This window comes from Streptomyces sp. NPDC047917 (genome assembly GCF_043204345.1).
GTDB lineage: Bacteria > Actinomycetota > Actinomycetes > Streptomycetales > Streptomycetaceae > Streptomyces > Streptomyces sanglieri.
The window spans coordinates 314,684-338,609 of record NZ_JBIDCA010000003.1 but is presented as its reverse complement, the minus strand read 5'-3'; the positions used below and the strand labels follow the sequence as shown (position 1 = coordinate 338,609).

Here is a 23,926-nt window from a genome sequence, read left to right as displayed (position 1 = left end):
AGGCGACGCCTTGGCGGTCCGACGGGGTGTGACGGCGCACGAAGCCAGTGATCCTGGAGAACATTTGGGGTTGATCCTCATCTTGTTGCGCGGCGGTGACGCGAGTGGTCGTGCCGGAGTTACGAACGCAGGGCCCGGGCAGCGACCGTGCGTGATGTGCGGGCAGCCTGGAGGGCCAGGGCGAGGCAGGTGGTCAGGAGGGTCACAGCGGCGAGTGCGCCGAGCGTTTCCCACGGGAGACCGTTCAGAACGCGGGCGATACCGATCCTGGCTCCCGCGGCGATGGTGGCGCTCGTGACGGCGATGGAGATCGCGCCGAAGAGGATTGCCGTCCCGGCGTAGATGGCTCCCTCATAGATCGTTGCCCGGATGACCACGCCCGGTCGTGCGCCGGCGACCGTCACGACGGCGGAGTCACGGGTGCGCTCCCGCCCGACCAGGGCGATCACGGCGAGGCCGCCGACCCAGGACACGACGAAGACCCAGCCCAGAACGACCATGACGTCACCCAGCCCGGCGCTGCTTCCGGGCATGACGTTCCCCATCACCATGAAGAGCCCGACAAACGACAGGGAGAGCGCGAAGGGCAGCACCGTGGTGACGCTTCGGGCTGCCCGTGCACGGCACGATTGCACGGCAAGGTGCCAGGTGACGCTGCGCGACGGTACGAGTGCGGTCCAGAGCTTCATCAGAGGCGTGAGAACCCACGGCCCCATCAGCAGCGCCAGGCAGATGAGGAACAGGTCGCCGGCGAAAGCGAAGGCCGTCCGCTGTTCGACGCCGCCTTCGAGTTCCAGTCCCAGCCCGGGAATCCACATGCCGACCACTCCGGCGAGGAGACACAGGGCGAGAACGCCGCGTGCGGCACCCGGCCGGGCCGGCGGATCCGAGAGGTCCCGGAAGGCGCGCATCTCCGGTGTCCTGGCGGCGCGGCGTGTGACTCCCCAGCCGCCGAGCAGACACGGAACCGCCCCGAGCAGCACGGCTACGCCCACGTGCCAGAGCTCGAAGCCGACCGTCGCTCCGTGCAGATCGAGTCCCGTGGCCGTCCACTGGTCGAGGGCGATACCCGCGACCAGAGGGGCCAGCGGCACCGCCAGCGCACCGGCAATCGCGCCGAGCACCATCAGTTCGGTGCGCAGGATGCGCCTGACCCGATCGCGGGGGATCCCGAGGATCACCCACAGGGCGTGTTCGCGTCGCTGGGTCTTCGACGTCAGACCGACCGCGGACGCGACGATGCCCACGGCGGCGAACAAGGTGAAGAAGACGATGTTTCCGCCCAGCGCGATCGACGCCGAGGACATGCGTGTATCGCCTGCTGCGCGTGCCGCCGAGACAGCGGTGAACATGGCAATGACCGAGCCGGCGGAGCATGCCGCGCCGACCGCCGCACACACGAGCGTCCACAGCCACATGGATGCCTGCATGCGGATGTCCGACAAGACGAGTCGCATCATGCTGCTTCGTCACCTGCCTCATCCACGGACTGTGCCGCGAGGACGGCATCGCTCACCGCGCGGGAGTCGCCGCCGGGAATGACGGCGTGAATGCGCCCGGACCCCATCACCACGACCTGGTCGGCCCGTGCGGCCGCGTGAGGGTCGTGCGTGACCATGAGGACCGTGGTCCCCTGCGCGGGGAGCGCCTGGAGCCAGTCGAGCACGACATGACCGCTCTTGAGGTCGAGCGCCCCGGTCGGCTCGTCGGCGAAGACGATCCGCGGCTGATTCGCGACGACCCGGGCCACTGCGACGCGCTGGCGTTCCCCGCCGGAGAGGCGGTCGGGACGTCGCCGGGCGTGCTTGGCGATGCCGAGCCGCGTCATCGCGTCGTCGACACGGGACCTGGGCACACGGTGGCCGGCCAGCCGTGCCGGAAGGGAGATGTTGTCCTCGACGGACAGAGAACTGACGAGGTTGTACTCCTGGAAGATGAAGCCGACGTTCTCGCTGCGGAATGCAGCCTGCTTGCGCGGCGAGAGCGAAAGGACGTCCGTCCCGAGAACCTCGATGGAACCTGCGGTCGCTCGCTCCAGGCCGGCCGCGCACAGCAGGAGCGTCGACTTGCCTGACCCGGACGGGCCGACGACGGCAGTCAGCCGGCCTTCTGGAACGTCAAGGTCGATGGCGTGCAGCACACGTGTTGTCTCGCGTCGACGCCCCGGGACCGGAAAGTCCATCTGAAGGCCACGCAATCGAATACACGGAGAAGAAGAGGAAGCTGAAAAATGCATGTCTCAAGCCAAGCAGGGCGCGAGGGCCGATGCACGGGTGCCTGCACTGCTTGAAGGTAGACCTGGGTCTACCTTCTGGCTGTGTGCGAGAATGCTCGTCATGGCGCAGATTCGCTTGGTCCGGAGGGTACTGACAGAATTGGTCGCAGGGATAGCCTTTCCGATTCTGCTGCTTTCTCTCCTCGTTGTGCCGGTAGCGGCCCCAGTGGTGGCAGAGGTAGACCGTTCACGAGCCCATTGGTGTGGCGCTGAGGCACTGTCCCTGAGGCCCGCTGCTCAGAGCTGGACGCGATGGGTGTCACTCCGGCTGCGTTCAAAATCGGTATGGAGAACCGACCTCCCTGTTTTCCTCGTCACGCTGCTCCTGTCCGCGCTGTCACTGTTGATTTCCTTCTTCGGGTTCATCGGCGCCGCCGCCCTGGTTTTCTCTCCCGTATTCTGGGCCTTCGATATCGCAGCACAGGTCGGCCCGTTCACGCCGAAATCAGTACAGCAAACCCTTCTGGCCGTGCCCGCAGGAATCGCTCTGGGTGCAGTCACCGCGAGTTCGTTGACCGGAGTGTCCCTTCTTCGTGACCTTCTCCTGCGCGCTTTCTCAAGAAGCCGGGACTCGGACCTGCTGGCAAAACTTGAGGAGCTCCGCAGCAGCAGGGCGTCCCTGACTGCGGCCTTCGAGATTGAGCGACAGCGAATCGAACGCGATCTGCACGACGGAGCCCAGCAGGAGCTCGTCGCCGTCGTCATGCGCCTCGGGATGCTGGAGGCGGCAGCCGCCGACCACGAGCGAACCGTGCAGCTGGCACGCCAGGCACAGGCCCACGCGGAACGCGCCCTGGAACGGCTGCGGGAAACGGTGCGTGACATCCACCCCCGTGAGCTGAGCGACCTCGGCCTCGTCGCAGCCGTCCGGGAACTGGCTGCGCGATCACCCCTGCGCGTCGAGTTGACCAGCAATGGCGACGACTCCCAGCTTTCGTCGCCAACAGCGACGGCGGTATACTTCACGGTCTCCGAGGCTCTGACAAACATCGCGAAACATGCAGGCGTGGACACCGCACAGATCGACATGAAATGCGCTAAAACCAGCGTGAAAGTTCGCGTTCGTGACGACGGTACCGGCGGTGCGAGAATCGACTCGGGCTCCGGACTCGCAGGACTGCGTGAGCGAATGCGGAGTGTCGGCGGGGATCTCGAAATCCTCAGCCCGGCCGGTGGCGGAACAGAGGTTACAGCGTCCGCCCCCAGCCAACCCCCATGGTAGATGAAAAAATATTGAGCAACCGGATAGGGGCGGGCATGAGAATTGTCCTGGCGGACGACAGCGTGCTGATTCGAGCGGGTATCCGAGAAATCTTGACCTCCAATGCCCATGACGTGATCCGCGAATGCGAAGACGCCGATGAGCTGGTGGCCGCTGTCGATGCATTGGCGCATGCCGGGACCGCTCCAGACATCGTTATTACAGATGTTCGCATGCCACCGGGAAACACGGATGACGGGCTCCGTGCTGCAATCGATCTGCGCTCCCGGTACCGGGATCTGCCGGTGGTGGTCCTTTCCGCATATGTCACGGGACCATATGTGCGAGAGCTCCTCAACGGACCAGGCGCTGACGGAGCCGTCGGATACCTGCTCAAGGAGAAAGTGGGAAGAGTCGCAGACTTCCTACGGGCTGTCGAGACGGTCTCCAGGGGCGGAGTAGTGATCGACCCCGAGGTCGTCCGCCACGTCACGCGCGCCCACTCTCCCCAAGGACCGCTTGCCCGGCTCACCGCCCGCGAGCGGGAGGTGCTCGCCCTCATGGCCGAGGGGAGCTCCAACGCGGAGATCGCATCGAAGTTGTTCCTTTCGAGCGCTGCTGTCAGCAAGCATGTGGCGAATGTTTTCGCGAAGCTCGGCATGGCTCCCGGCGAGGACAACAGACGAGTCAAGGCCATTCTGACCTGGTTTGAATACAATTGACTCGATGCCGATATCAGCCGGTGAGCGAGTCCCTGGACTTCCCGGTACGGGCTCGAATCTGTCGACGTTGAGCTGGCCTTCCGCTCGATTCAGTCTGTGCGGCGGCGTGCTGCGAAGAAGATGAGGACTGCCGGCGCCACGGCAATCAGCCGGCAGACGGCTGCCACGATCCACGGGGTACCGAGAGCCTGCGGGAACCAGCCCGCGAAGAAGGCGCAGCCCAGCACGAGCGGCAAAAGCACGCGACAGACGCGGTGGATGCGGACGGCGTCGGCGGGGCCGGCGGGGCTGTTGCAGTGTCCGACCGCAGCCGTGCAAAGGAACGCGACGCCCACGCTGCTGATCGCCCACGGCAGCCGCTCCATGCGGTCTCCCTGCCTGACGGGCCGATCCCATGTCGAGGCGATGCAGTGTGAGCTGGGCACGCTGCTTGACGACTGGCGCCGGCTGCAACGCTCAGTCACAGGTGGACGCACCGCAGTACGTCGCTTCCCTGCGTTCGTCCATGGGTACGAGCCTGTTCAGGCGCGCAGGGAAGCCACCTTGGCGACGAGCGCGGCCGCCACGACGGCGAGGGCGGTGGCGGCGACGAGCGGCAGGACGGGCAGGTGCACCGTGCCGGTCCGCGACCCGGTGACCAGGCCGGTCACGGCGGCGTTCGCGGGCGAACCGCCGATCACCAGGGCCGGCAGCGCGAGGAACACGGTGGCGGCGACGGACCAGCCGCGCCGGTGCAGCAGCGGCCGGGTGCAGAGCGCGCCGATCACCGCCCCCAGCAGCACACAGCAGGCGACGGCGAGCAGCCCCGCGATCCCGGCGGGCAGCAGCGGCACCCGGACGGAACCGTCGGCACTGGCCGGCTTGCTGATCAGCAGCACGATCAGGCCGGCGGCCGCCCCCAGCAGTCCGGCGCAGCCGAGCCCGGCGAGCAGCGCCGCCAGATGCGCCCTCGCCGGTCCCGCCGCCGCGGCGACGACGGTGCGGGCGGCGGGCGGCTCCTGGTTGACGCAGAGCTGTACGAGCCAGGCGGTGACGGGCAGGAGCCCGGCGGCGGTGTAGCCGAGCGAGTCGAGGACGGGCTGTCCCTGCTGCACGCCGACGCCGATGAAGGCCGCGTACAGCAGGACCGGGGCGAGCCAGCGCTGGGAGCGGACCAGCAGGGCGGTCTGGTAGCGCAGGAGGGCGGTCATGGTGCCTCGGGGATCGGGCGGTGACCCGGGTCCGTGGCGGACCGGGGCGGAGCGGAGCTCTCGACGTGGGCGGGTGCGGTGGCCACCTGCCGGATGTGCCAGGGCGGGTGGGCGGTGAGCAGGGTGCGCAGCAGCGCGTCGGAGTGCGCGGCCGCGACGGTGAGCCGTACGCCTCCGCCGGGCGCGGGGGCGTGCTCCGGAGCGCCCGGCAGTCCGGCGGGGAGCGCGGCGCCGGGCGGGCCCGCCACCTCGATCCTTACTCGCGGGCCGGCCCCGGTGGCGGGTGCCCCGGGGGCGGCGAGGAGGGTGTTGCCCTCGATCCGGAACACGGCGTCGGCCGCTCCGGCGAGCCTGCGCGGGTCGTGGTCGACGAAGACGACGGTGGCGCCGGCCGCGACGCGTTCGGCCACCGCCCGGTCCAGCTCGTCCCGGGCCGCCGTGTCGAGCCCGGTCCAGGCCTCGTCCAGGATCAGCAGCTCCGGCTCGGCGAGGAACGCCTGGGCGACGGCGACCTTCTGGCTGGTGCCCTTGGAGAGTTCCGGCAGCGGTGTGCGGGCGTGGCCGGCGGCCCCGAAGCGGGTCAGCCAGGCCCCGGCGCGGTCCGCCGCCTCGGGGGTCCGCAGGCCGTGGATCCGGCCGAGGTGGACGAGGTACCCGGACGCGGTGAACGGCAGCGCGGCCGGGAAGCGCTCGGGGACGTAGGCGGTGCGTGCCCGGCGGCCGGTGATCCGGCCCTCCGTCGGGGCGTCGATCCCGGCGAGCAGCCGCAGCAGGGTCGACTTGCCGGTGCCGTTGGCCCCCTCGATCCGGATCAGGGTGTGCGTGGGCAGGTCGAGGGCGATCCCGCGCAGCACCCATGGGCCGCCGATCCCGTATCGGCGGCCGACCCCGTCCAGCCTCAGTTGGCCGTCTTCTCGGGTTTGGCCTCGCTGGGCCGTACGATCACGAATCCCTCGCCGTCCAGCCGCAGTTGGACGGCCTCGCCGGATCCGCCGCGGATCATCGAGCCGACGCTCTGCGAGCGGTGCAGCGACGTGGTCAGGCTGGCGCTCCAGCCGACCACCGCGTCCGTGTCGACACAGACCGGCTGCTGCGGCGTGACGGGGATCACGATGGGGTGGCCCTCACACATCAGGCCGAGCTTGCCGTAGCCCGTGAAGACGCTGTTGAAGAGCCCGCCGCCGGTCATTCCGGCGCCCTTCACGGTCTTGATCTCGTAGGAGAGCGTGGGGTCGAAGCAGAGCACGTTGCGGCCGTTGATCGTGAGGACGTCGCCGTGCTCCATCTCCACGATGAAGCAGTTGGCGGCCTCGTGCGCGAACCAGGCCTCGCCCTGGCCCCGGACCGCCATCAGCGGCAGTCCCTCGCCGGTGACGGCGCGCTTCAGCATGCCGCCTATGCCCTGGCCCTTGCGCTCGAACTGCAGATCACCGCGGAAGGCGATCATCGCTCCCTGGCGGGCGTGCATCTCGCCGTTGACGGCGTATTTGATGGATTTGGCGTTCTGCAGGGTCATCCCGGGGGCCGTCGCCTGCTGTGCCAGGTTCTCGCTGGAAAAGAGATCGCTCTTCATGCGGTGCATCCTCACCCGGAGCGGTCCATTCCGCCAAGATGCCCGGGTCGGGCGGCTGGCAGACTGGACCGGGTGAGCAGCAATGACATTCCCGCGTCCCCTTCCACTCCCCGTTCGCCCGCGGCGGACAGCCCGTTCAGGTCGGAGCCGACGAGCCGCGACGAGGCGCCGCAGTACGTACTGCCGTTGGTCGTGCACATCGAGAAGACGGCTCCCCCGGTCCGTACCGACGCGTTGCGGACGGCGGCCCGCGCGGTGCTCGTGATGCTCAGCGACGAGCGCTCGACCGGCGAGGGCGAGTGGGCGCGGGTGATGCGGGACTGGCAGGACGCCCGGATCCGCAAGGTGGTGCGGCGGGCGCGCGGCGCGGAGTGGCGCAGGGCGTCGGCGCTGCCGGGCATCACGGTCACCGGTGACAGCGCCGAGGTGCGGGTCTTCCCGCCGGTGCCGCTGGACGGCTGGCCGAAGGAGCTGGCGAAGCTCCAGGTGTCGGGGACGGATCTGGACGACCCGGAGCCGCCGGCCGCGCCCGATCGCTCGGGGCCGGTGCTGTGGCTCAACCCGGAGCTGGACATGTCGGCGGGCAAGACGATGGCGCAGGCCGGACACGGTGCGCAGCTCGCCTGGTGGGAGCTGTCGGACACGGAGCGCAAGGCGTGGCGGGAGGCGGGCTTCCCGCTCTCCGTCGCCACCGCGGAGGCGGGGAGCTGGCGGGAGCTCACGGTGAGCGGGCTTCCGGTGGTGCAGGACGCCGGGTTCACCGAGATCGCCCCCGGGTCGTGCACGGTGGTCGCCGACCACCCGGCCCTGCGACGCGGCTGAGCGCCGGGGCCGGGAACCTCAAATCGAGCTCTGAACGTCCCTCACTTCGGATTCACCACCGGCCCGTGGGGCCATGAGCCCTGCACGGAGCGGAGGAGGGGGACGGCATGAGGCTGGGAATCGGGATCGGCTGGCGGCCGGAGATCGCGGACGCCGTCGAGGCGCTGCCCGGGATCGACTGGGTGGAGGCGGTCGCGGAGAACATCTGCACCGGTCATCTGCCCGATTCGCTGGTACGGCTCAGGGCGCGCGGTGTCACGGTCGTGCCGCACGGGGTCTCACTGGGGCTCGGCGGTGCCGGCCGCCCCGACCCGGGCCGGCTCGCGGATCTCGCCGCCCGCGCCGAACTGCTCTCCGCGCCGCTGGTGACCGAGCACATCGCGTTCGTACGGGCCGGGGGCCCGCGCGTCTCCTCGCCGGTTCTGGAGGCGGGTCATCTGCTGCCCGTCCCGCGGACCCGGGACGCGCTGGACGTGCTCTGCGAGAACGTACGCATCGCGCAGGACTCGCTGCCGGTGCCGCTGGCCCTGGAGAACATCGCGGCACTGATCTCCTGGCCCGGCGAGGAGCTGACCGAGGGGCAGTTCCTGGCGGAGCTGGTCGAGCGCACCGGGGTCCGGCTGCTGATCGACGTGGCCAACCTGCACACCAACCACGTCAATCTCGGCGAGGACCCGGCCACCGCGCTCGACGAGCTGCCGGTGGAGGCCATCGCGTACGTGCATGTGGCCGGCGGCGTCGAGAAGGACGGCGTGTGGCACGACACCCACGCCCACCCGGTCACCGGTCCCGTCCTCGACGTCCTGGCCGAGCTCCGCTCCCGGGTCGACCCGCCCGGCGTCCTGCTGGAACGCGACGACGACTTCCCGCCGGCCGCGGAGCTGGCGGGCGAACTGGACATGATCCGGGCCACCTTGGACGGGGCGTCCGGGGACGCGGGGCGGCCCGCCCCGCGTGTCCGCCCGTCCGCGCCGGCCGGGGCGTCCACGCCCTCCGACGCCACGCGCGACCGGCTCGCGGCGGCCCAGACCGCGCTGCTCGGCGCGCTCGTCGCCGGCGGCCCCGCCCCGCGGGGCTTCGACCGGGAACGCCTCGGCGTCCAGAGCCGCGCCCTGGCCGCCAAGCGGGCCGGGGTCGTCGCCAAGGTGGCGCCCGAGCTGCCGGAGATCCTCGGCAGCGGCTACCGGGACGCCTTCCTCTCGTACGCCGGTGCCCGCCCCATGTCCGGCGGGTACCGGCGCGACGCGCTGGACTTCGCCGAGCAGTTGCTGATCGCGGGCCGGCCCGCCGACGCCGCCGCCCGGCGCCGGCTGACCCACTGGTGGCAGGACCGGGCAGGTGCGCACCCGCCGCGCCGTGCGACCCGGCTGGTACGAGCCGCCCGCGCGGCCCTGATCGGAAGGTGACCGGCATGAACACCGTCGCACTGCTGGTGGACCTCGGGATCGTGGTCTCCTCCGTGCTGCTGATCGTGGGGCTCTCGCGGGCCCGTGGCGGCACCGGCGGCGCCGTCCACGACCTCCACGAGGTCGCCTTCCTCAACGGCGGTCCGGGCAGGGTCGTGGACACCGCGCTCACCGCGATGCAGGCGGACGGCCGGATCGCAGTCGGCGGCCCCGGAATCGTCGCCGTCCAGCGGGCCGAAGCCCATGACCCGGTGGAGCGCGCGGTGCTCCAGGAACACGCCGTGGCTCCCAGCGGGGCGCTGCACACCCTGCGCGAGGCGGTGATGCGGCACCCGGCGGTGCAGGAGGTCGGCGACGGGCTCGCGGCCCGCGGTCTGCTGGCGGCGCCCGCCGCGAGCCGGACGTGGCGCCGCTGGGGCATCGTCCAGGGGCTGGCCTGCGTACTGGCCGTCCCGCTCACCGTCGTGGCGACCGTGAGCCGGTCGCTGTCCGACGAACTGTCCCCGGACTCCCCCGTGCCGTTCGTCCTCAAGGTGCTCCCGGTTCTGATCCTCGGCCTGCTCACCGGCTTCATCTGTGCCGGGGTCGCCCGGGGACGCGTCACCAGGTCGGGGCGCCGGGCCTCCGAGGCCTACCGCGCCGCTCACGCGTACGACCCGGGCCCGGCCGGTCTGGTGGCGACGCACGGACTGCGGGCGCTCCCCGATCCGGTGCTCCAGGCGCAGCTGATCGCGGCGGCCCGGATGCAGCCGCAGGGGCGGCGGGCGCACACGGCGGCGACGGCGGCGACGGTCACGGGTTCCTCCGCCCTGCTCCTCGCGCCGGTGGTGTGGTGTGCGGGTACGAGTCCCGGTCACGGCAGTTGCGGGAGTTCCGGCGACGGGGGCGGCGGAGGCGGCGGGGGCGGGTGCAGTTCCGGGTCGAGTTGCGGCTCGGGGTCCGGCTGCGGTGGTTCGAGCGGCTCCGGCTGTGGCGGCAGCAGCGGTTCCAGCTGCTCCAGTGGGGGCTCCAGCTGTGGTGGCGGGTCCAGTTGCGGCAGTTAGGGCGGTTCCGGCGCCGCCGGACGGGCCCCGGCCGTCCGCATGGTGAACGGACCATGGCGTTCCGAGCCCTCCTGGCATAGAAAGCCGCCATGCTCTGGGTACTGTTTCTGCTGGTCGCATGGGGTGCGGCAACCGTCTCGTGCGTCCGGCTCTGCCTCGTCTCGGCCCGCGCCGGGCTGCTGTCCGGCGCGTCCGCCGACGACGTGGGGAGCATCACCGCCGGGCATGAACTGACCCTGTACGAGACCGCGTTCCTGGCGGGCGGCCCGCACCGGGTGGTCGATCTGGTGCTGGCCGGCATGCATCTGCGCCGACGGCTGCTGCTCGCGCACACCGGCTGGGCGACGGTCGTCGACCCGGAGGGCCGCGACGAGATGGAGCGCACGGTGATCCGTGCGATAGGGCCGCGGGGCCAGTCCCCGATACCGTCGATACGGACCGCCGCGGCCGGCGCCGACGCCGTACGCGCCCTGGCCGACCGGCTGGTCGCCGCGGGTCTGGCGCTGCCCGGTGGTGCCGGTACCGATGTCGCGGCCGCGGTGCGCGCGGTGCGCGGTGCTGCCGCGCTGGTGGTCGCGATGGGGGCCGTCACGCTGCTGATGCCCGGTCAGGAACACGGCCCCGGCGGGCCGGTGATGTCGCTGCTGGTGTGGTTCGGGCTGCCGCTCGCGCTGACCGTCGGCTGTCTGGCCATAGCCCGGATGGAGGTCCATCCGTACAGCTCGTGGGCGTCGCCCGCCGGTCAGCGGCTGCTCGCCGCGAACGATGTGCGGGGCGTCGGGGCGCACCGTGATGTGCTGGCGGCGCTCGCGGTACGCGGGGTGCGCGCCGTGGACGATCCGGCGCTGCGGGCCGCACTCGGGGGCGGTCCGGGCGCTCCGTCGTGAAGTGGTGTGCGGTGGGGCGTGTCGAGAAGACGCCGGTGCGGCGCGCTGGACGCGCGCCGCACCCGGAGCCGAACCCGGTGTCGCTGGAACGACGGGCAGCGCGTGACGCGCCGGTGCCCGCCGTCTGATCTTCCGGGTCGGGGTGGTCGGAGCCCGCTCGCTACGCGAGCCCGGCCACCAGGTCTGCGACCGACTTCCTGCGCCCCGTGTAGAACGGAACCTCTTCGCGGACGTGCATCCGCGCTTCGGAGGCCCGCAGGTGACGCATCAGGTCGACGATGCGGTGGAGCTCGTCGGCCTCGAAGGCGAGGATCCACTCGTAGTCGCCGAGCGAGAAGGAGGCGACGGTGTTGGCCCGGACGTCGGGGTAGCCGCGCGCCATCTTGCCGTGGTCCGCGAGCATGCGGCGGCGGTCCTCGTCGGGCAGCAGGTACCAGTCGTAGGAGCGCACGAAGGGGTACACGCTGATGTAGTTGCGCGGCGTCTCGTCGGCCAGGAACGCCGGGATGTGGGACTTGTTGAACTCGGCGGGGCGGTGCAGCGCCATGTTCGACCAGACCGGCTCCAGCGCCAGGCCGAGCCTGGTGCGCCGGAAGAGGTTGTACGCCTCCTGGAGCTCGTCCGCCGTCTCGGCGTGCCACCAGATCATGACGTCGGCGTCGGCCCGCAGGCCGGAGAGGTCGTAGGTGCCGCGGACGGTGATGTCCTTGGCCGCGAGCTGGTCGAACAGCTCCTGGACCTCGTCGGCGTAGCCGGCCCGGTCCGCGGGCAGGACGTCGCGCAGCTTGAAGACGGACCACAACGTGTAGCGGATGACCTCGTTGAGGTCCTTGGCCTTCTTACCCGCGTTGGGGCCCTTGCTTGATTTCACAGTCTCAGGCGCACTCATACGGCTATTGTCCCGCCTCGCTCCGTGTGCCCTTAACCAGGGTCGACGTGGCGATGATCTCTTCACCGGATCCGCCGGTGACGTCGGCCGCGATCTCGTCCGCGGCGCGATGGGCGCTCGCGATGCACGCCGGGATGCCGACTCCGTCGTAGACCGCTCCGCAGACCCGCAGCGCGGGCAGCTTGGCGACCTCGTCGCGGATCCGGGCGACCCGGGAGAGATGGCCCACCGGGTACTGGGGCAGTCCGCCGATCCACCGGGTGACCTCGGTGTCCACCGGCTCGGCGGCCAGGCCGGTGGCCTCGGCGAGGTCGCGCAGCGACACGTCGACCAGCTCGGCGTCCTCGCGGTGGATGTGGTCCTCCTCGCCGTAGCGGCCGACGGAGGTCCGCAGCACGAAGAGGTCCGGGGCGGATTCTGCGACCCAGTTCCACTTGTGGGAGGAGAACGTGGACGCCTTGATGGTGCGGCCGTCGACCGGGGGGACGAGGAAGCCGGAGCGGCCGTCCAGTGCGGTGGTGGCGGCGATGTCGGAACGGCGGAAGGCCATCGTGACGAGCGCCATCGACGCGTACTCGACACCGGCGAGTTCGGCGGAGGCCGCCGGGGACTCGGCGGCGAGCAGTGTGGAGGCGGACCAGGCGGGGGCGGCGAGCACGATGCCGTCGGCGTTGATGACCCGGCTGTCCGTGCGGACGTCCCAGCCCTCGGCGGTACGGGTCAGGCCGAGGACGGGGGTGGCGGTGAGGATCTCCCCGCCGCCCGCGCGCACGGCGTCGGCGACCGCCCGGGGCAGGGTGCCGATGCCGCCGGCCAGGCCCTGGAAGACCGGTCCGGTCTGCTGCCGGGCCGCGGCCCGTTCCTGGATGCGGCGGACGCCGTCGAGCAGCGAGCCGCCCTCCCGCGCCGCCTCGAAGAGCTGCGGTACGGCGGCGCGCATCGAGATCCGGTAGGCGTCGCCCGCGTACACACCGCCGAGCAGCGGCTCCACGAGCCGGTCGACGACCTCGCGGCCGAGCCGGTCGGCGACGTACGCGCCGACGGCGACGTCGTCGCCGACGGGGGTCGGGGTGAGGTCGCGTTCCTGCGCGATGCGGGCGAGGCCCTCGGGGGTGAGCAGTCCGCCGAGCGCCGCCGGGTCGCCGGGGACGCCCATCACATGGCCCTTGGGCATGGGGCGCAGGGCGTCGCGTGTCCAGACCGACGCGGTGGCCGTGGCGGGCGGCTGGAGGCGGTCGCCGAGCCCGACGACGCGTGCCAGGTCCACGCCCTCGGGGCGCCGGGCGAGCATCGACTCGGCTCCGAGGTCGACCTGGGTGCCGGCGATCTCGCCGGTCATGAGCTTGCCGCCGAGCCGCTCGGTGGCCTCCAGCAGGGTGACCCGCAGGCCGGTCCCGAGGAGCCGGTGGGCGGCGGCGAGACCGGCGATGCCGCCGCCGATGACGACGACGTGTCCGGTGCCCTGGTCCGCGCGGTTTATTGAACGCTGCATGTCCCCACTCTCTCAAACCCGGTCCGAGTCCTGAACGTGACTGCTTCGAAACCGGCATTCGGCAACCGCTGCCCCGGCCCGGCACGTCGAACCGGCACCATCGACGACCCGCCTTGGGGGCATTCATGCAGAGACACCGGCATCCTGGCCGTTCATCGATCCGTCGTCCGCGTCCGGTCCTGGCGGCCGGCCTCGTGGCCGGCCTCGTGGCCGGCCTGCTCGCGCTGAGCGGCTGCGCGGCCTCGGACAGTGCGAGCGACGCGAGTCCCGGTGACGGCAAGCGGGCGTTCGGTGCCGAGGAGCGGGGCGCCGCCGACGCGGCGGCCGGGAAGGCGGAGCAGGGGACGGCCGGTTCGCCGTCGCAGCGGAAGAAGACCGACGCCCTGCCCTCCGGCACCCATGTCATCCGTACCGCCGCGCTCTCGGTGGAGGTGCGGAACGCGCCGGAGGCGGCCGCGGCCGCCCGTTCCGCCGCCGAGGGCGCGGGCGGTCTGGTGGCCGACGAGAGGACCGAGCGCGTCGACGACACGCATGAGGTGTCACATCTCGTGCTGCGTGTTCCGCAGGGCGAGTACGAGTCGGTGCTGAAGCGGCTCGCGGGCACCGGAAAGCTGCTGTCGCGCACCTCGTCGGCGAAGGACGTCACCGACCAGGTGGTCGACGTGGAGAGCCGCATCGCCACCCAGCGGGCGAGTGTGGCGCGGGTACGGAAGCTGATGGACCAGGCGGAGAAGCTCAGCGACGTGGTCACGCTGGAGGGCGAGCTGAGCAGCCGTCAGGCGACCCTGGAGTCGCTGCTCGCCCAGCAGGCGTCGCTGAAGGACCGCACCACGCTCGCCACGATCACCCTCGACCTCTCCGAGCCGGAGACGGCGGCGAAGGACGGCGACGACGACGGCCCCGGCTTCCTGGACGCGCTCGGCGGCGGCTGGCACGCGTTCGTGACGGCGCTGCTGTGGCTGGCGATGGCGGTGGGTGCCGCGGCCCCGTTCCTGGTCGCGGCGGCCGTGCTCCTGCTGCTGTGGCGGCTGCTGCGCCGCCGGCTGCCCGGACGCCGCGCGCCGCGGACTCCCGGGCCGGGCGGGTCCTCGCCCGCTCCCCCGGCGTCGTAGCGTGGTCCCTTCGGACCGGGGACGGACCCCGGGTGTCGAAGGGACCAGGCATGACGGCGGAGCGACTGGTGGTCATCGGTGGTGACGCGGCGGGCATGTCCGCCGCGTCCCAGGCCCGCAGGCTCAAGGGCCCCGACGAGCTGAGCATCGTCGCGTTCGAGCGGGGCAACTTCACGTCGTACTCCGCCTGCGGCATCCCGTACTGGGTCGGCGGCGACGTCGCGGAGCGGGACCACCTCATCGCGCGTACGCCCGAGGAGCACCGGGCCCGCGACATCGATCTGCGGATGCGTACCGAGGTCACGGAGATCGATGTCGCCGGGCAGCGGGTGCGGGCGCTGGACCTGGGCTCCGGCGAGTCGTACTGGACGGGCTTCGACAAGCTGGTGATCGCGACGGGTGCCCGGCCGGTGCGTCCGGCGCTGCCCGGCATGGACGCGCCCGGAGTTCACGGGGTGCAGACCCTGGACGACGGTCAGGCCCTGCTGGAGTCCCTGGACCGGGCGCCGGGCGGCAGACGGGCGGTCGTCGTCGGGGCGGGCTACATCGGCGTGGAGATGGCGGAGGCCATGCTGAAGCACGGCTTCGAGGTGACCGTGCTCAACCGCGGCGAGCAGCCGATGGCGACGCTCGACCCCGACATGGGGCGGCTGGTCCACGACGCGATGGACGGCCTGGGCATCACCACGGTCAACCGGTCCGAGGTCACCGCGATCCGCACCGGCTCGGACGGACGGGTCCGCGCGGTCGCCACCGGCGACGCCTCCTACCCGGCCGACGTGGTGGTGCTCGGGATCGGCGTGGAGCCGGAGACGACGCTGGCCCGCGCCGTCGGGCTGCCGCTCGGCCCGCACGGCGGGCTGCTGACCGATCTTTCGATGCGGGTCGTCGGGCACGACAGCATCTGGGCGGGCGGCGACTGCGTGGAGGTCCTCGACCTGGTGGCGGGCCGCACCCGGCACATCGCGCTGGGCACCCACGCCAACAAGCACGGCCAGATCATCGGGGCCAACGTCGGCGGCGGCTACGGGACGTTCCCCGGGGTGGTCGGCACGGCGGTGAGCAAGGTGTGCGACCTGGAGATCGCCCGTACCGGTCTGCGCGAGAAGGACGCCCGCGCGGTGGGTCTGCGGTACGTCACGGCGACGATCGAGTCGACGGGCCGGGCGGGCTACTACCCGGGGGCGCGGCCGATGACGGTGAAGATGCTCGCGGAGTACCGCACGGGCCGGCTGCTCGGGGTGCAGATCGTGGGCCGGGACGGGGCGGCCAAGCGGGTGGACATCGCGGCGGTGGCGCTCACGGCGGGGATGACGGTGGAGCAGATGACCGCCCTGGACCTGGGTTACGCCCCGCCGTTCTCGCCGGTCTGGGACCCGGTCCTGGTGGCGGCCCGCAAGGCGGTGACCGCGGTACGGCGGGCGGGCACCGCCTGAGCGCGCGGTGCCCGCCCGTCGCCGGGTCAGCGCTCGGTGCTGGTGTGCACGTACTCGACGAGCCGGGTCAGCGCGTCCGGGTCCATCGACGGCATCACGCCGTGGCCCAGGTTGAAGACATGGCCTTCGAGACCGGCGGCGGCGTCCAGCACTTCCTGGGCCTTCTCCTCCACGGTCGCCGTCGGGGCGAACAGCACCGCGGGGTCGAGGTTGCCCTGGAGCGCCTTGCCGGGGCCGACCCGGCGCGCGGCCTCGTCCAGCGGGACCCGCCAGTCGACGCCGACGACATCGGCGCCCGCCTCGCCCATCGGGCCGAGGAGTTCGCCGGTGCCGACGCCGAAGTGGATGCGCGGGACGCCGTACGGGGCGACGGCGTCGAAGACCTTCGCGGAGGCGGGCAGCACCGAACGGCGGTAGTCGGCGGGGGCCAGCGCGCCCACCCAGGAGTCGAAGAGCTGGACGGCCGAGGCGCCCGCCTCGATCTGCACCTTGAGGAAGGCACCGGTGATCTCGGCGAGCCGGTCGAGCAGATCCGCCCAGAGCTGCGGGTCGCCGTACATCAGGGCCTTGGTGTGCTCGTGGTTGCGGGACGGGCCGCCCTCCACGAGGTAGCTGGCGAGGGTGAACGGCGCTCCGGCGAATCCGATCAGGGGGGTGGCGCCCAGCTCGGCGGTGAGCAGGCCGATGGCCTCGGTGACGTAGCCGACGTCCTCGGGCGTGAGGTCGCGCAGCCGGGCGAGATCGGCGCGGGTGCGGATCGGGTCGGCGATCACCGGGCCGACGCCGGGCTTGATGTCGAGGTCGATCCCGATGGCCTTGAGGGGTACGACGATGTCGCTGAAGTAGATCGCGGCGTCGACCTTGTGGCGGCGGACGGGCTGCATCGTGATCTCGGCGACCAGTTCCGGCATCATGCAGGAGTCGAGCATCCCGATGCCCTCGCGCACCTTCAGGTACTCCGGCAGCGAACGCCCGGCCTGGCGCATGAACCAGACCGGCGTGTGCGGAACGGGCTCGCGCCGGCACGCCTTCAGGAACGCCGACTCATGGGTGGCGGAGGTCTTCGTCTGCTGGCCCATGGGGCGGTCGTTGGCACTCACACCGGAATCTTCGCACGAAGCCGTGACGGCCTCGCTCCCTCCCCGATCGTGGACATGGTGACAAGCAGCCGAGCCCGCCAGGGTGTCCCTCCCTGCGCGAAGCGCCGGTTCCGCCTACTCTTCCCCGCATGGCTCCGGCTCAGGGACAGTTCTCCGATCAAACCGATGGCGCTGACAGCAAGGACAGCGAGGAGGGTGGTTCCGTCCCGCCCGCGTTCCGGTCGGCGGTGGACGCGCTGCACTCCGCGCGGCTCCGCCCCGAGCTGGAGGTGGAGTCGACGAGGCCGCCCAAGCGGCTCGCTCCGTACGCGTACGCGCTGGAGGCGGCGGTCGTCGACGGCGAGGACGATCTCGCCGACGGCCGCCTGGTGCTGCTCCACGACCCGGCCGGGCACGATGCCTGGCAGGGCACTTTCCGTCTGGTGACGCTGGTGCGGGCCGAGCTGGAGCCGGAGATGGCCTCCGATCCGCTGCTGCCGGAGGTCTGCTGGTCCTGGCTGACCGGTGCGCTGGAGGCGCGCGGTCTCTCGTACGGGGAGGCGGGCGGCACGGTGACCCGGGCGGGGTCGCACTACTTCGGCGCGCTGGGCGCGAGACGCCCGGCGACCCAGATCGAGATCCGGGCGTCGTGGACGCCTCGGGAGGGCCGCGGCGGGGTGCCGGACACGGCGGCGCATCTCATGGCGTGGGGCGACCTGCTGTGCCAGATCGCCGGTCTGCCGCCCTCGGGGCCCACCGACGCGGCGGTGGTGACACTTCCGCAGCGGCGCGGTCCGCAGGTTTCCTGATCTTTTGCTCTTCTGCTCTAAATTCTCTGGCTGAAACTCTACCCTCGCCGGTAACTGTGCGTCATATTTCGCGCACGGTTACCGGCGTTCTTTTCGTACAATCGATCGCGCGTCCGATTTGCCCGAATTGTTACTCAGCAAATCGTGATCTTCCCCTAAAGGAGCACGGGTCTGCTGCCGAAGAGGTCAATGACCCTTCAAGCACGGTTCGCCCCGGCTTCATCCCCGAGCCGGCCCGTCCCGTCCACTCCCCAGGAGGCCTGGTGTCCGTTCTCCTAGAGCAGCCCGCAAGCCTGGTCGCCTACCGCCCGAACAAGCCGACGGCCATGGTCGTCGTGGCCGACCCGCGCGTCCGTTCCACCGTCACCCGCCATCTGTGGGCACTCGGAGTACGTGACGTCATCGAGGCGTCGTCCATCGCGGAGGCTCGTCCCCGCGTCGGCAATCCGCGCGACATCTGCGTAGCCGACGTCCACCTGCCCGACGGTTCCGGGCTGACCCTGTTGTCCGAGACCCGAGCAGCCGGCTGGCCGAACGGCCTCGCCCTCTCCGCCGCCGATGACATCGGCGCCGTGCGCAACGCCCTCGCGGGCGGCGTGAAGGGCTATGTAGTCACCGGCACACGTACCAATATCGGCCACCCCACCCGTCCTGGCGTCGCCCCCATCGGCGCCAATGCCGCCCGTATGCACCGCCGGCCCCCCGGCACCCCGAGCCACCCGGGCGGCTACCGCGAACTGTCCGGCCGCGAGGTCGAGGTCCTCCGGCTGGTCGCCGAGGGCCAGTCCAACAAGGCCATCGGCGTCTCGATGGGCCTGTCCGCACTGACCGTCAAGAGCCACCTCGCCCGAATCGCCCGCAAGCTCGGCACCGGAGACCGCGCCGGAATGGTCGCCGTCGCCCTGCGAACGGGAATCATCCACTGACGCCCGCGCCCCGGCGGGTCCACGCAGTCACGGACCGGCTGGTTTGCATTCATCGGCGCCCGTCGACGGAACGTTCCGTCGACGGGCGCCGTACATACACAGATACCCTTGACACGTGACCGACGCCCAAGAGACCGCAGCAGACACTTCACTGCGAACCACCGGGGGCGCTCCCCCGGACGACGTCGCCCCGGCGCCGATCCCCTTGCTCGAACCTCGCGAGGGCATTCCCCCGGTGGTGGCCTCCGACGACGCCCTCGCCCGGGTGATCGCCGCCTTCGCCGACGGCTCCGGACCGGTGGCCGTCGACGCCGAGCGCGCCTCCGGCTACCGCTACGGCCAGCGCGCCTACCTCGTGCAGCTGCGCCGTGACGGCGCGGGCAGCGCGCTGATCGACCCCGTCGGCTGCCCCGACCTGTCGGGCCTCGGCGAGGTGCTGAGCGGCAGCGAGTGGATCCTGCACGCCGCTACCCAGGACCTGCCCTGCCTGCGCGAAATAGGGATGACTCCCACCGGGCTCTTCGACACGGAGCTGGCCGGACGGCTGGCCGGCTTCCCCCGCGTCGGCCTCGGCGCCATGGTCGAGAGCGTGCTCGGCTACTCGCTGGAGAAGGGCCACTCCGCCGTCGACTGGTCCACCCGCCCGCTGCCCGACCCCTGGCTGCGCTACGCGGCGCTCGACGTCGAGCTGCTGATCGATCTGCGCAACGCCCTGGAGGAGGAGCTCGACCGGCAGGGCAAGCTGGACTGGGCCCGCGAGGAGTTCGACGCGATCGCCTCGGCGCCGCCCGCTCCCCCGCGCAAGGACCCGTGGCGGCGCACGTCCGGCATGCACAAGGTCCGCCGGCGCCGCCAGATGGCGGTGGTGCGGGAGCTGTGGACCGCACGCGACCAGGTCGCCCGGCGCCGCGACATCTCGCCGGGCAAGGTGCTGGGCGACACCGCGATCGTCGAGGCCGCGCTCGCGCTGCCGCCGAACACGCAGGCGCTGACCGCGCTGCCCGGGTACGGCCACCGCATGGGGCGGCGCCAGCTGGAGCAGTGGCAGGCGGCCATCGACCGGGCCAAGGCGCTGCCGGACACGGAACTGCCGCAGCCCGGCCAGACCCTCGCCGGCCCGCCGCCGCCCCGCGCCTGGGCGGACAAGGACCCCGCGGCGGCGGCCCGGCTCTCGGCCGCCCGCGCCGCGGTGTCGGAGCTCGCCGAGCGGCTGCACATGCCGCAGGAGAACCTGATCACCCCGGACACGGTGCGCCGGGTCTGCTGGGAGCCGCCGAAGAACCTGGCGCCGGACGCGGTCGAGACCGCGCTCGCCGGGTACGGGGCGCGCCGCTGGCAGATCGAGCAGGTGGCCCCGCTGCTGGTCCGCGCGCTGGCGCCGACCGCCTGAGCGACGCTCGCCAAAGAGCGCTTCGAGGGGCGTAATCGCGCCAGGTTGTGCGGTCCGCGGTCACATCGTGTTCCCGATCGCCGGGCGGGGCTGAATTCCAGCCGCGTCCGGCGATCGGCGCTTCCGGACCCCGGAACGGCTCCCGTTCCGGGGTCCGCCCGCATGTGACCTTCGCCGCTCCCGCCACGGGGGGTGGGCAGTCTGGTTACCCGCAAGTAGCATGATGGGGGCGGCGCGCTTCCGGGCGTGCCGCGCAGCAGTGCCATCCCGCACCCTGGAGGAGAGCCACCGTGCCTCGTACCATCCGGGACGTCGTCTTCGTCGACGGCGTCCGCACCCCGTTCGGCAAAGCGGGCCCGAAGGGCATCTACCACGAGACCCGCGCCGACGATCTCGTCGTGAAGGCCATCCGGGAGCTGCTGCGCCGCAACCCGGACCTGGACCCCGCGAAGATCGACGAGGTCGCCATCGCGGCGACCACCCAGATCGGCGACCAGGGCCTGACGCTGGGCCGTACCGCCGGGATCCTGGCCGGGCTGCCGCAGTCCGTGCCCGGTTACTCCATCGACCGCATGTGCGCGGGCGCCCTGACCGCAGTCACCTCGACGGCCGGTTCCATCGCGTTCGGTGCGTACGACGTCGTCGTCGCCGGTGGTGTCGAGCACATGGGCCGCCACCCGATGGGCGAGGGCGTGGACCCCAACCCGCGCTTCGTGTCGGAGAAGCTGGTCGACGAGTCCGCCCTGTTCATGGGCATGACCGCGGAGAACCTGCACGACCGGTACCCCACGATCACCAAGCAGCGCGCCGACGAGTACGCGGTGCGTTCGCAGGAGAAGGCCGCCAAGGCGTACGCCGACGGCAAGATCCAGCAGGACCTGGTGCCGGTCTCGGTGCGCCGCACCAACGCCGAGGCCGGCGAGACGGGCTGGGGCCTGGTCACCGCCGACGAGCCGATGCGCCCGGGCACCACGATGGAGTCCCTGGCCGGTCTGAAGACCCCGTTCCGCGCCCACGGCCGGGTCACCGCCGGTAACGCCGCCGGTCTCAACGACGGCGCCACCGCCTCCCTGCTCGCCGCCGAGGACGTCGCCCGCGAGCTGGGGCTCCCGGTCAAGATGCGTCTCGTCTCCTACGCCTTCGCGGGCGTGGAGCCGGAGGTCATGGGCTACGGCCCGATCCCGGCCACGGAGAAGGCCCTCGCCAAGGCGGGCCTGTCCATCTCGGACATCGGTCTCTTCGAGATCAACGAGGCGTTCGCCGTGCAGGTGCTCGCCTTCCTGGAGCACTACGGCATCGCCGACGACGACGCCCGCGTCAACCAGTACGGCGGCGCCATCGCCTACGGTCATCCGCTGGCCTCCTCCGGTGTGCGTCTGATGACTCAGCTGGCCCGCCAGTTCGAGGAGCAGCCGGAGGTCCGCTACGGCCTGACGACGATGTGCGTCGGCTTCGGCATGGGCGCCACGGTCGTCTGGGAGAACCCGCACTTCGAGAACGCCGGAGGCGACAAGTGAGCACCACCACCGAGCTTCTGAAGGGTGCGGCCGAGCTGTTCCCCGGCGAGGTCGTCACGCAGGCGCACGTACGCCACCTGGACCTTCCGGCCGGTGCGGGGCGGTTCGCCCTCATCACGCTGGACAACGGCCTGGACCACACCAAGCCGACCACCTTCGGACCGCAGTCGCTGGCGAATCTGAACGCCGCCGTCGACCAGGTCGAGAAGGAGGCCGCCGAGGGTGCGATCACCGGTATCGGCATCACCGGCAAGCCGTTCATCTTCGCGGTCGGCGCCGACCTCAAGGGCGTCGAGCTGCTGAAGAACCACGACGACGCGCTCGCCATCGGCAAGGGCGGCCACGACGTGTTCCGGCGTCTGTCCGCTCTCGCGGTCCCGACGTTCGCCTACTACAACGGCGCGGCGATGGGCGGCGGTGTCGAGGTCGGTCTGCACTGCTCGTACCGCACCGTCTCCAAGGCGCTGCCCGCGTTCTCGCTGCCCGAGGTCTTCCTCGGTCTGGTCCCGGGCTGGGGCGGCTGCGCGCTGCTTCCCAACCTGATCGGTGCCGACCGCGCGGTCTCGGTCATCATCGAGAACTCGCTGAACCAGAACCGCCAGCTCAAGGGCAAGCAGGTCTTCGAGCTCGGGATCGCCGACGCGCTCTTCGAGGGCGCGGACTTCCTGGAGCAGTCGCTGATCTGGACCGCGAACGTGCTGAACGGCACGGTCACGGTGGAGCGTGCCGAGATCGACCGCGGTGACGCCTGGGACCAGGCCGTCGCGCGGGGCAGGGCGATCGCCGACTCCAAGGTGCACGGCGCCGCCCCGGCCGCGTACCGCGCGCTGGAGATCATCGCCGCGGCCAAGGACGGCGACCTGGGCGCCGGCTTCGACGCCGAGGACCAGGCCCTCGCGGACCTGATCATGGGTGGCGAGCTGCGCTCCGGGATCTACTCCTTCAACCTGGTCCAGAAGCGCGCCAAGCGCCCGGCCGGTGCCCCGGACAAGAACCTGGCCCGCCCGGTCACCAAGGTCGGCGTCGTGGGTGCCGGTCTGATGGCCTCGCAGCTGGCGCTGCTGTTCCTGCGCCGCCTGGAGGTGCCGGTCGTGCTGACCGACATCGACCAGGAGCGGGTGGACAAGGGTGTGGGCTACGTCCACGCCGAGATCGAGAAGCTGCTCGGCAAGGGCCGGATCAACCAGGACAAGGCCAACCGCCTCAAGGCCCTGGTCTCCGGTGTGCTGGACAAGGCGGAGGGCTTCTCCGACGCCGACTTCATCATCGAGGCCGTCTTCGAGGAGATCGGCGTCAAGCAGCAGGTGTTCGCGGAGGTCGAGGCGGTCGCCCCGGCGCACGCGATCCTCGCCACCAACACCTCGTCCCTCTCGGTCACCGAGATGGCGTCGAAGCTGAAGCACCCGGAGCGGGTCGTCGGCTTCCACTTCTTCAACCCGGTCGCGATCCTGCCGCTGCTGGAGATCGTCCGCGGCGAGCAGACCGACGACGCCTCGCTGGCCACGGCGTTCGGTGTGGCGCGGAAGCTGAAGAAGACCGCGGTGCTGGTGAAGGACGCCCCGGCGTTCGTCGTCAACCGCATCCTCACCCGCTTCATGGGCGAGATCCAGAACATCATCGACGAGGGCACCCCGGTCGACGTCGCCGAGAAGGCCATCGAGCCGCTCGGTCTGCCGATGTCGCCGCTGGTGCTGCTGGAGCTGGTCGGCCCGGCCATCGGTCTGCACGTCTCGGAGACCCTGAACCGCGCCTTCCCGGACCGGTTCACCGTCTCGGAGAACCTGGCCGCGGTCGTCAAGGCCGGCAAGCGCGGCTTCTACGTCTACGGCTCCGGCAAGCCGGAGCTGGACCCGGAGGTCGCCGCGCTCCTGAAGCAGGGCGATGTGGTCCTGTCCGAGGAGCAGGTCCGTGACCGGGTCCTGGACGCGGTGGCGCAGGAGATCGGTCTGATGCTGGACGAGGGCGTCGTCGCCGAGGCGCAGGACATCGACCTCTGCCTGATCACCGGCGCGGGCTGGCCCTTCCACCTGGGCGGCATCACGCCGTACCTGGACCGTGAGGGCGTCTCGGAGCGGGTGAACGGCAAGAAGTTCCTGGCGCAGGGCGTGGCGAGCGTTCCGGCCTAGTACCTGGTGGGTACCGGTGGACGGGCCGTGC

At 71.3% G+C, this 23,926-nt stretch carries 22 protein-coding genes; 13 read left to right on the top strand and 9 right to left on the bottom strand.

Features of this window, described 5'->3' with window-relative positions; genetic code table 11:
* Positions 1-119: 119 nt before the first annotated feature.
* A complete protein-coding gene (locus ACGF8B_RS08365) occupies positions 120-1,307 on the bottom strand; it encodes an FtsX-like permease family protein (protein ID WP_392735929.1) in 1,188 nt (395 codons plus the stop codon).
* A gap of 149 nt (positions 1,308-1,456) precedes the next feature.
* Positions 1,457-2,140 carry an ABC transporter ATP-binding protein gene (locus tag ACGF8B_RS08360; RefSeq protein ID WP_392735927.1) on the bottom strand — a complete coding sequence of 228 codons (684 nt, stop codon included), beginning with the start codon at positions 2,138-2,140 and terminating at the stop codon, positions 1,457-1,459.
* 391 nt (positions 2,141-2,531) lie between these two features.
* Here ACGF8B_RS08360 and ACGF8B_RS08355 point away from each other — a divergent pair, with 391 nt between their 5' ends.
* Both ACGF8B_RS08355 and ACGF8B_RS08350 read left to right on the top strand, forming a co-directional pair.
* Positions 2,532-3,497: a sensor histidine kinase gene (locus ACGF8B_RS08355; RefSeq protein WP_392735925.1), complete on the top strand. Its 966-nt coding sequence runs from the start codon at positions 2,532-2,534 to the stop codon at positions 3,495-3,497.
* Between the two features lie 35 nt (positions 3,498-3,532).
* Positions 3,533-4,198: a LuxR C-terminal-related transcriptional regulator gene (locus ACGF8B_RS08350; RefSeq protein ID WP_392735923.1), complete on the top strand. Its 666-nt coding sequence runs from the start codon at positions 3,533-3,535 to the stop codon at positions 4,196-4,198.
* 89 nt (positions 4,199-4,287) lie between these two features.
* Here the strand turns inward: ACGF8B_RS08350 and ACGF8B_RS08345 are convergent, their stop codons facing one another.
* The 4 genes from ACGF8B_RS08345 to ACGF8B_RS08330 all read right to left on the bottom strand — a co-directional run bounded on the left by ACGF8B_RS08345 (position 4,288) and on the right by ACGF8B_RS08330 (position 6,961).
* Positions 4,288-4,563: a hypothetical protein gene (locus ACGF8B_RS08345; protein WP_392735921.1), complete on the bottom strand. Its 276-nt coding sequence runs from the start codon at positions 4,561-4,563 to the stop codon at positions 4,288-4,290.
* A gap of 156 nt (positions 4,564-4,719) precedes the next feature.
* Positions 4,720-5,388 (bottom strand): ABC transporter, encoded by a 669-nt coding sequence (locus ACGF8B_RS08340; protein ID WP_392735919.1) that lies wholly within the window; start codon positions 5,386-5,388, stop codon positions 4,720-4,722.
* On the bottom strand, positions 5,385-6,242 hold the full coding sequence (locus tag ACGF8B_RS08335; RefSeq protein WP_392735915.1) for an ATP-binding cassette domain-containing protein: 858 nt from the start codon (positions 6,240-6,242) through the stop codon (positions 5,385-5,387). The genes ACGF8B_RS08340 and ACGF8B_RS08335 overlap by 4 nt, the downstream gene beginning before the upstream one ends.
* Before the next feature lie 44 nt (positions 6,243-6,286).
* Positions 6,287-6,961: an AIM24 family protein gene (locus ACGF8B_RS08330; RefSeq protein ID WP_392735913.1), complete on the bottom strand. Its 675-nt coding sequence runs from the start codon at positions 6,959-6,961 to the stop codon at positions 6,287-6,289.
* A 72-nt stretch (positions 6,962-7,033) separates the two neighbouring features.
* Between ACGF8B_RS08330 and ACGF8B_RS08325 the strand changes: the two genes are divergently transcribed.
* The 4 genes from ACGF8B_RS08325 to ACGF8B_RS08310 all read left to right on the top strand — a co-directional run bounded on the left by ACGF8B_RS08325 (position 7,034) and on the right by ACGF8B_RS08310 (position 11,119).
* On the top strand, positions 7,034-7,783 hold the full coding sequence (locus tag ACGF8B_RS08325) for a peptidyl-tRNA hydrolase (protein WP_392735912.1): 750 nt from the start codon (positions 7,034-7,036) through the stop codon (positions 7,781-7,783).
* Between the two features lie 107 nt (positions 7,784-7,890).
* Positions 7,891-9,189, top strand: coding sequence for a DUF692 domain-containing protein (locus ACGF8B_RS08320; RefSeq protein WP_392735910.1), 1,299 nt, complete (start codon positions 7,891-7,893; stop codon positions 9,187-9,189).
* Between the two features lie 5 nt (positions 9,190-9,194).
* Positions 9,195-10,232 (top strand): TIGR04222 domain-containing membrane protein, encoded by a 1,038-nt coding sequence (locus ACGF8B_RS08315; protein ID WP_392735908.1) that lies wholly within the window; start codon positions 9,195-9,197, stop codon positions 10,230-10,232.
* A gap of 89 nt (positions 10,233-10,321) precedes the next feature.
* The gene (locus ACGF8B_RS08310; RefSeq protein WP_392735906.1) at positions 10,322-11,119 is read left to right on the top strand and encodes a TIGR04222 domain-containing membrane protein; all 798 of its coding nucleotides are present in this window, start codon (positions 10,322-10,324) and stop codon (positions 11,117-11,119) included.
* Positions 11,120-11,279: 160 nt separating this feature from the next.
* Here the strand turns inward: ACGF8B_RS08310 and hemQ are convergent, their stop codons facing one another.
* Both hemQ and hemG read right to left on the bottom strand, forming a co-directional pair.
* A complete protein-coding gene (gene hemQ / locus ACGF8B_RS08305; RefSeq protein WP_360552020.1) occupies positions 11,280-12,008 on the bottom strand; it encodes a hydrogen peroxide-dependent heme synthase in 729 nt (242 codons plus the stop codon).
* Between the two features lie 4 nt (positions 12,009-12,012).
* Entirely contained in the window at positions 12,013-13,500 is a 1,488-nt protein-coding gene (gene hemG / locus ACGF8B_RS08300) for a protoporphyrinogen oxidase (protein WP_392735903.1), read from the bottom strand.
* A gap of 125 nt (positions 13,501-13,625) precedes the next feature.
* Here hemG and ACGF8B_RS08295 point away from each other — a divergent pair, with 125 nt between their 5' ends.
* Positions 13,626-14,612, top strand: a complete 987-nt coding sequence (locus ACGF8B_RS08295) for a DUF4349 domain-containing protein (protein ID WP_392735901.1) — start codon at positions 13,626-13,628, stop codon at positions 14,610-14,612.
* A gap of 50 nt (positions 14,613-14,662) precedes the next feature.
* A complete protein-coding gene (locus ACGF8B_RS08290) occupies positions 14,663-16,048 on the top strand; it encodes an FAD-dependent oxidoreductase (RefSeq protein ID WP_392735899.1) in 1,386 nt (461 codons plus the stop codon).
* A 26-nt stretch (positions 16,049-16,074) separates the two neighbouring features.
* Here ACGF8B_RS08290 and hemE read toward each other — a convergent pair whose 3' ends face one another.
* Positions 16,075-17,148, bottom strand: a complete 1,074-nt coding sequence (gene hemE, locus ACGF8B_RS08285) for a uroporphyrinogen decarboxylase (protein WP_392735897.1) — start codon at positions 17,146-17,148, stop codon at positions 16,075-16,077.
* Positions 17,149-17,276: 128 nt separating this feature from the next.
* On the opposite strand from hemE, the gene ACGF8B_RS08280 reads away from it, so the two are divergent.
* The 5 genes from ACGF8B_RS08280 to ACGF8B_RS08260 all read left to right on the top strand — a co-directional run bounded on the left by ACGF8B_RS08280 (position 17,277) and on the right by ACGF8B_RS08260 (position 23,895).
* The gene (locus tag ACGF8B_RS08280; protein ID WP_124721164.1) at positions 17,277-17,936 is read left to right on the top strand and encodes a DUF3000 domain-containing protein; all 660 of its coding nucleotides are present in this window, start codon (positions 17,277-17,279) and stop codon (positions 17,934-17,936) included.
* 263 nt (positions 17,937-18,199) lie between these two features.
* Positions 18,200-18,862, top strand: coding sequence for a response regulator transcription factor (locus tag ACGF8B_RS08275; protein ID WP_024488613.1), 663 nt, complete (start codon positions 18,200-18,202; stop codon positions 18,860-18,862).
* Between the two features lie 115 nt (positions 18,863-18,977).
* On the top strand, positions 18,978-20,252 hold the full coding sequence (locus ACGF8B_RS08270) for an HRDC domain-containing protein (protein WP_392735894.1): 1,275 nt from the start codon (positions 18,978-18,980) through the stop codon (positions 20,250-20,252).
* A 290-nt stretch (positions 20,253-20,542) separates the two neighbouring features.
* Positions 20,543-21,769 (top strand): thiolase family protein, encoded by a 1,227-nt coding sequence (locus tag ACGF8B_RS08265; RefSeq protein WP_392735892.1) that lies wholly within the window; start codon positions 20,543-20,545, stop codon positions 21,767-21,769.
* A complete protein-coding gene (locus ACGF8B_RS08260) occupies positions 21,766-23,895 on the top strand; it encodes a 3-hydroxyacyl-CoA dehydrogenase NAD-binding domain-containing protein (RefSeq protein ID WP_392735890.1) in 2,130 nt (709 codons plus the stop codon). Before ACGF8B_RS08265 ends, ACGF8B_RS08260 begins: the two co-directional genes overlap by 4 nt.
* Positions 23,896-23,926: the final 31 nt, after the last annotated feature.